Below are 5,505 nucleotides of genomic sequence, written 5' to 3'. Positions count from 1 at the left end.
ACGCTAAGTCGTTGTTCTTTAACAAGTTGGAAGAGTATTATCCGGGTGGAAAGTCGTTTTGAAGGCAAGGGTAATTGACAATATGCTTAGGGCATTTCAGGAAAGGCTCAGGGTAGCTGACAACATGCTTAGGGTATTTCAGAATAAGCTTAGGGTAGTTGACAGCGTGCTTAGGGTATTTCTGGATAACCGTCGGGTAAATGTCGCGGAGCTTAGGGTAGTTGACAATGAGTTTAGGGTATTTTAGAATAACGCTCGGGCGGATACTCCCGGAGGCCGGGAAGGTATTCCAGAACGTTGGGAGGATACTCCCGAAGGTCGGGAGGGTGTTCGCGGAGGAAGGGAAATCGACCATGAAGGTTGGGAGGATTATAACGGAGTCTGGTAATATTATTTTGAATCGTGGAAATTTTAAAACGTGCTGTGGCAGAATTTTCCGTGTAAACCGGCGGAGGTCGCCGGATGCGAGAGAAAGATTGTTCCACGGCAGAGGGAGGCCGAAATGGCTATCAAAACAAGACAACCAAAGGATCTGGGGATCGACGAGATAATGTTCAAAATCGAAAGGAGGTAATTGGGGATCATTGCGATCGAGTTGTTGTTCGTTTGTATGAGTTTTAAAATCCGTTAAACATTGTTAGCACTAATCTTTCTACCAATCTTAATTAAACATTTCTATTCGAATCATCGATTTTTTGAAATTATTTTGAGTTTTTTTGTATGCGACAGAAAGCTTTGTATTGTTTGGATTAAATAGGGATTTGGAGGTCTAATGTTAAAAAGAATCCTATGCAGCTTAGCAGTTAGTTTAATTGTTTTTTCTTGCTTAGCAGTTTCGTTTTCACCGGTGAGAGGTTCTGCCCTTGGCGGTGCATATTCGACATCGATTCAGGACGCCTCTGCGATGACATGGAATCCAGCGGCTGGGTGGTCTCGCGGTTGGGGCTATGCCGTGGAATATAACCGGCTTTATATGGGGTTCGACGATAACCTCTATCGGGGCCAGATTTCGGGCTATCGCGATTTTGGCGGTTATGGATTCGGCCTATCTTTAGCGACTTTCGGCGCGGATATGTATTCGCGGACGGAAATCGGATTGGCCGGTAAAAAGGCCTTAGGGCCGTTTTCGGTCGGCGTGAGACCAAAATTCCTTTTCGACGGCTTTAACAGCTCGAATTTCCACTATAACGAAGGCGACGATCTCGACGATCCGCTCTATCGGGACGGCACCGGCGCGTCTTCGTTCGGTCTGGATGCCGGGGCGGTTTTCGAGGTCTCCGAAAGATTGAGCTTCGGCTTGTCCGCTCAGGACATTATTGCGCCATCGCTTGGGCAAGAAGAGACAATCGCCGAACCGACCGATTTGCGGTTTGGTTCGAGATATTCGATAGAAAATATCAAAACAGATCTATCCGGCGAGTTTGGGTTCGCTTTGAACGCTCCCGACGGCGAGGAATTATCTTTCGGCATGGGCGTGGAAAGCTATATATTGAGCGATTGGCTCGGTCTGCGTGCGGGAGTGTCCAATTCCGCTTTCGGGGCCGGAATCGGAATCGAGATTCCACAGCTTGCCGGATTAGGGCTTGACATTACATATTCCAAGCCCTTCGGCGACCTCGGAAAGGTTGCGAATACTTTGCAATTTGGGATTCGGGGGAGTATCGTGCCACCCGAAAAGGAATCGAACCTCACTGTTCGCTGTTCGGCGACACCGGATGTGATTGCGCTCGACGATAGCGCTCTGGTCGAAATCGAAGTGAAAAATAGCGGCGACGATAATTGCGGGGCTTTTACACTCGACCTTAAAACAAACGGCGAATTGATAAGAACCTGGAATCTCCCCGGCCTCGATGGCGGTGAAAATACAACAATCATTGCCTATTATTCGAGCGATAAAGGCGGCGAGGTATTATTTAGTATCAAGGCCGACGCGCCGAACGCCATAGCCGAAAGCGACGAAGACGATAACAGTTGCGAAACCGGCTTTCGCGCGGTGCCCCCGCCAGAGGTGGAGATTTTGGCCACGCCTTCCATACTCAGATTGCGCACAATCTCATATACATATCAGGATGAAGGCGTTGTTCCCGCCGTGTTCTTCGAACAGAACAAAAGCAAAATCGATAGCCGTTTCGCCGGGGTTATTTCACTTATTGCCAGGCGAGTCGCGGACAATCCAAACGTTTTCCTCGAAATCATGGGATATATCGGCCCGGACGAATCGAACGAGGAATTGGCTCGTTCCCGTGCCGATTCGGAGAGCGAAACCAGCTGGGGCGAGATGTTTGAGGAGTTGAAGATGCGAGGTCTATCTGGCGTTCAACTTATTGTGAGCGACCAACATAGCGGCCTGATGAACGCTATTCGTCGCTATTTCTACGGTGCCGTTTGGCAGAGATGCGCGGTGCATTATGTTCGCAATTTTAAGAACAAGCTTAGCCCAAACCAGTTGTCGAAGTTTTTAGCGATGCTCAAGAAGATATGGGAAGAAGAGACTGTCGAAGATGCCCGTCGAAAGGCTTCTGAGTTGATTTTTGCCCTGGAGCGAGTTCGGCCCGATGTCGCCGAGTGGATCGAGGAGACTATCGATGATACGCTTGCAATATATGCATTTCCGGCGAGGCATCGTAGAAAGCTTAAAAGCACAAACATGCTGGAACGAGTGAACCAGGAGCTGAAGCGTAGAACGCATGTAGTTAGGATCTTCCCGAATGTTCGTGCTTGCCTTCGAATGTGCGGGACGCTCTGTATGGAATATAGTGAGGAGTGGTCAACCGGAAAACGTTATTTAACAATGGAAAACCCAACAAAAACCGAAATCGAGAATGAAGCTAATATGAATTTACAGAAAATTTAGGACTTGACTTAGCGTTGATAGGTATTGGAGGAGTTTTTACCCTACTTTTATGCAGTTTAAAACTCAGATCGACGCAGTGATTAATCGGTTAATATGTGGTCCATATAAAGGAGGAGTGATTCCGGTTGATACCGAACCTCTACAGGGTGGGGAACCGAGTGAAGAAGTAAAGGAACAAATGAAGAAACGTGACGGTTATCATTGTCTTTGTTGTGGTGAGGATAACAAAAGGCTACTGGAAATCGACCATATTACCCCAAGATATTATGGCGGTAACAATAATATTGAGAATTTGCAAACCCTCTGCAAAATATGCAATGAAGATAAAGGGATCAACGAAGTCAATTACAGGTATAATAGAACTAATTTAACATCGCCGTTAGACAATGCTTCTCAACCAGGATTCGTTCTAGCTTCTGATTTCACAAACCCAAAAGAATGGGAGAAGGAGATCTGTCGAGCAGTGAATGCGTTTTATCGTTGTGCGGCGGTGGCTTCGGTTGAGATAGGCCTTCGCGGGTCAAAAGCACGTAATTGGAAAATAACTCTCTACGCTGGTAACAATCCTAACTGGTTAAGAGAATATTTGAACCCTATTCTCGACAATATTAATGAAGTCCGTAGAGAAGACGGATATTTCGAGATCGAGTCGATAACAGTCAAAGCGCCTGGGGAAAAATGGATTGTATTAACCTAGTATTTAAAACTTATTAACAATTAAAAACTTATAGAGTCGCAGCTATTTTTTATTCGTTTTTACCCTATCGCCTTCAAGTTGATCTCCTCGACTTCCTCGCGCTCGATGCCGATATAGAGTCGCGTGATTGAAGGTGAGCTGTGTTGGTAGCGCTCCTGTATAAAATAGATTGGTGTTCCGAACTCTTTGCGTTGGATATATCCCCCGATAATGAAATATTTAACGCCGTACTAATATGAAAGAAACTTTGTCAATCAACTTCTTCCCCTAACTTAGCTCTTGATTTTTTTGGGGGCAGTACAGAAGCATATTCATCTTCAATTATTCTAACATCAAACAAATTGATAGCAAATTACTAAAATTTCCCATAGCCAAATGGAGGGTTAATAATTAGCGAATATAACTCGACCTTATAGACCTCACGATTATTTGGATTATACCATCGAATTGGAAAAACAATATCGTCGCGGCCCATTCAACCGACCGCTTCAATTTTTGGAATTTTCCCACTAAAAAGGGAATCAAAATCCGTTCCATTGAAAACTGCCTCATAACCATTTTCACAAGTGCATGAATAAATATAACTCTCTTCGAATCCCGCTGCGGTTATTCTATTAGCAATCGCCACATAATCGCTTCCCTCAGGGCTTTGCATAAAATGTGTCACTTTATTTCCTATTAACTCACAGCCTTCTTGGAATACCTGATCTCTTTCATAAAACACAAGTTCTCTGCTATCAAGCAAATTGCAAACATGCATTTTACAGTTGCCATATTTATCTATTGGACCTGATTTCAGCACAGCGCCCCAGCCACTATCGTCTAAATCGCGGTATAAAGCTTCGATGCTCTGAATTTCGAGTTTACTCTTCTGCTTCCTTAGAATCTCCTGAATATTTATTGTCGCATCTTCATGTTCGTCGAACGAATAGACGTTTATTAAAGAATCATCGATAATGTAACCAGAAAAGGCTCTATCTGGACGTCCCTCTGAATAAACGCCTGGAAGCTTCCCAGAGAATGATCAATTCCCCTCCCCATTCCCCTTTTTTCAAAGAGGGGTGGCCTGCGCAGCAGGCCGGGGTGTTTCCCTTTCTCCATTTTGCATTGCTAATTGTTTATTGCTAATTTTCCAATGAAAATAAGGACGCGTCTCCGCGCCCTCTGTGAACAAGGGAGCACATGCTCCCTTGTTTCACTATACTTGCATATAACCGCGTGATAGCCTATTTTACCGGCACGTAACCAAGTTCATCCACAATTCGTTGGCCATTCTCGGAAAATATGAAGTCCAGAAATTGCTTCGCCAATCCGGTCGGTTCGCCGTTCGTGAACATATACAGCGGACGGACAACCTGAATTACCGCCTACTTTCCCCACTTGCAAAAGCCCCACAATTTTCACGCCAATGTCCAACACCAATTGGGAAAAGGGGAGGCTCTTTATACTCAGGCAGATAGACTGAGACATACCCCTGTATCCATGAATCCTTGTAACCTGAACCTGGTTTAATGTTATAATACTGAAAGGAAATTCCATCCTTCGCATAATACCGAACATTTACATAATTAATCAGGCAACATTTCCTGGAAAAACCGTTGTATAAGTCTCTGTGCATGTTTATGCTGAATTCATCCCTGCCAATTCCCTCAGCGGTTTTAAATGCGCCAGAGGTGAAGATTGCCTCAATACATTTACCATAAGTATCAAAACAGAAAATTATTCTATTTCCAGTTTTCTTGCTCTTGTATCGTATATCATGGATTGAGGCATCAGGATAGTAGTATTTGTCCACAGGATCGCCAAATATCTTTATTATCTTTTCATAGGACATTCCAAGTTTTAGCATTCCCACAGATACACCAGGAACTATGAGATTGCGGGAATCAACTGTCATAGGGCTCAGTTTGCTGACCTCAACCCATACACCGTTTCCTTTGAGGGATTTGCTATT

General features: G+C 44.7%; 6 protein-coding genes. 3 read left to right on the top strand and 3 right to left on the bottom strand.

Features of this window, described 5'->3' with window-relative positions:
* The first annotated feature begins 58 nt into the window (after window positions 1–58).
* The 3 genes from KAH81_10505 (at window position 59) to KAH81_10495 (ending at window position 3,551) form a co-directional block, all read left to right on the top strand.
* On the top strand, window positions 59–247 hold the full coding sequence (locus KAH81_10505; GenBank protein ID MCK5834084.1) for a hypothetical protein: 189 nt from the start codon (window positions 59–61) through the stop codon (window positions 245–247).
* A gap of 525 nt (window positions 248–772) precedes the next feature.
* Window positions 773–2,854 (top strand): transposase, encoded by a 2,082-nt coding sequence (locus KAH81_10500; protein ID MCK5834083.1) that lies wholly within the window; start codon window positions 773–775, stop codon window positions 2,852–2,854.
* Between the two features lie 49 nt (window positions 2,855–2,903).
* Window positions 2,904–3,551, top strand: a complete 648-nt coding sequence (locus KAH81_10495; GenBank protein MCK5834082.1) for an HNH endonuclease — start codon at window positions 2,904–2,906, stop codon at window positions 3,549–3,551.
* Window positions 3,552–4,026: 475 nt separating this feature from the next.
* Here the strand turns inward: KAH81_10495 and KAH81_10490 are convergent, their stop codons facing one another.
* The 3 genes from KAH81_10490 to KAH81_10480 all read right to left on the bottom strand — a co-directional run.
* Complete coding sequence (locus KAH81_10490) at window positions 4,027–4,275, bottom strand: hypothetical protein (protein MCK5834081.1); 249 nt, start codon at window positions 4,273–4,275, stop codon at window positions 4,027–4,029.
* A 215-nt stretch (window positions 4,276–4,490) separates the two neighbouring features.
* Window positions 4,491–4,652 (bottom strand): hypothetical protein, encoded by a 162-nt coding sequence (locus tag KAH81_10485; GenBank protein MCK5834080.1) that lies wholly within the window; start codon window positions 4,650–4,652, stop codon window positions 4,491–4,493.
* A 259-nt stretch (window positions 4,653–4,911) separates the two neighbouring features.
* The coding region (locus tag KAH81_10480) for a hypothetical protein (GenBank protein ID MCK5834079.1) at window positions 4,912–5,505 on the bottom strand (594 nt) is incomplete at its 5' end.

Source organism: bacterium (assembly GCA_023145965.1).
GTDB lineage: Bacteria > UBP14 > UBA6098 > UBA6098 > UBA6098 > UBA6098.
This window is presented reverse-complemented; position numbering and strand designations above follow the sequence as displayed.

Bases quoted from the DNA above. Each gene is read 5' to 3' on its own strand.
- KAH81_10485 (MCK5834080.1), bottom strand. From the start codon at position 4,652: ATGGAGAAAGGGAAACACCCCGGCCTGCTGCGCAGGCCACCCCTCTTT.
- KAH81_10495 (MCK5834082.1), top strand. From the start codon at position 2,904: ATGCAGTTTAAAACTCAGATCGACGCAGTGATTAATCGGTTAATATGT.
- KAH81_10500 (MCK5834083.1), top strand. From the start codon at position 773: ATGTTAAAAAGAATCCTATGCAGCTTAGCAGTTAGTTTAATTGTTTTT.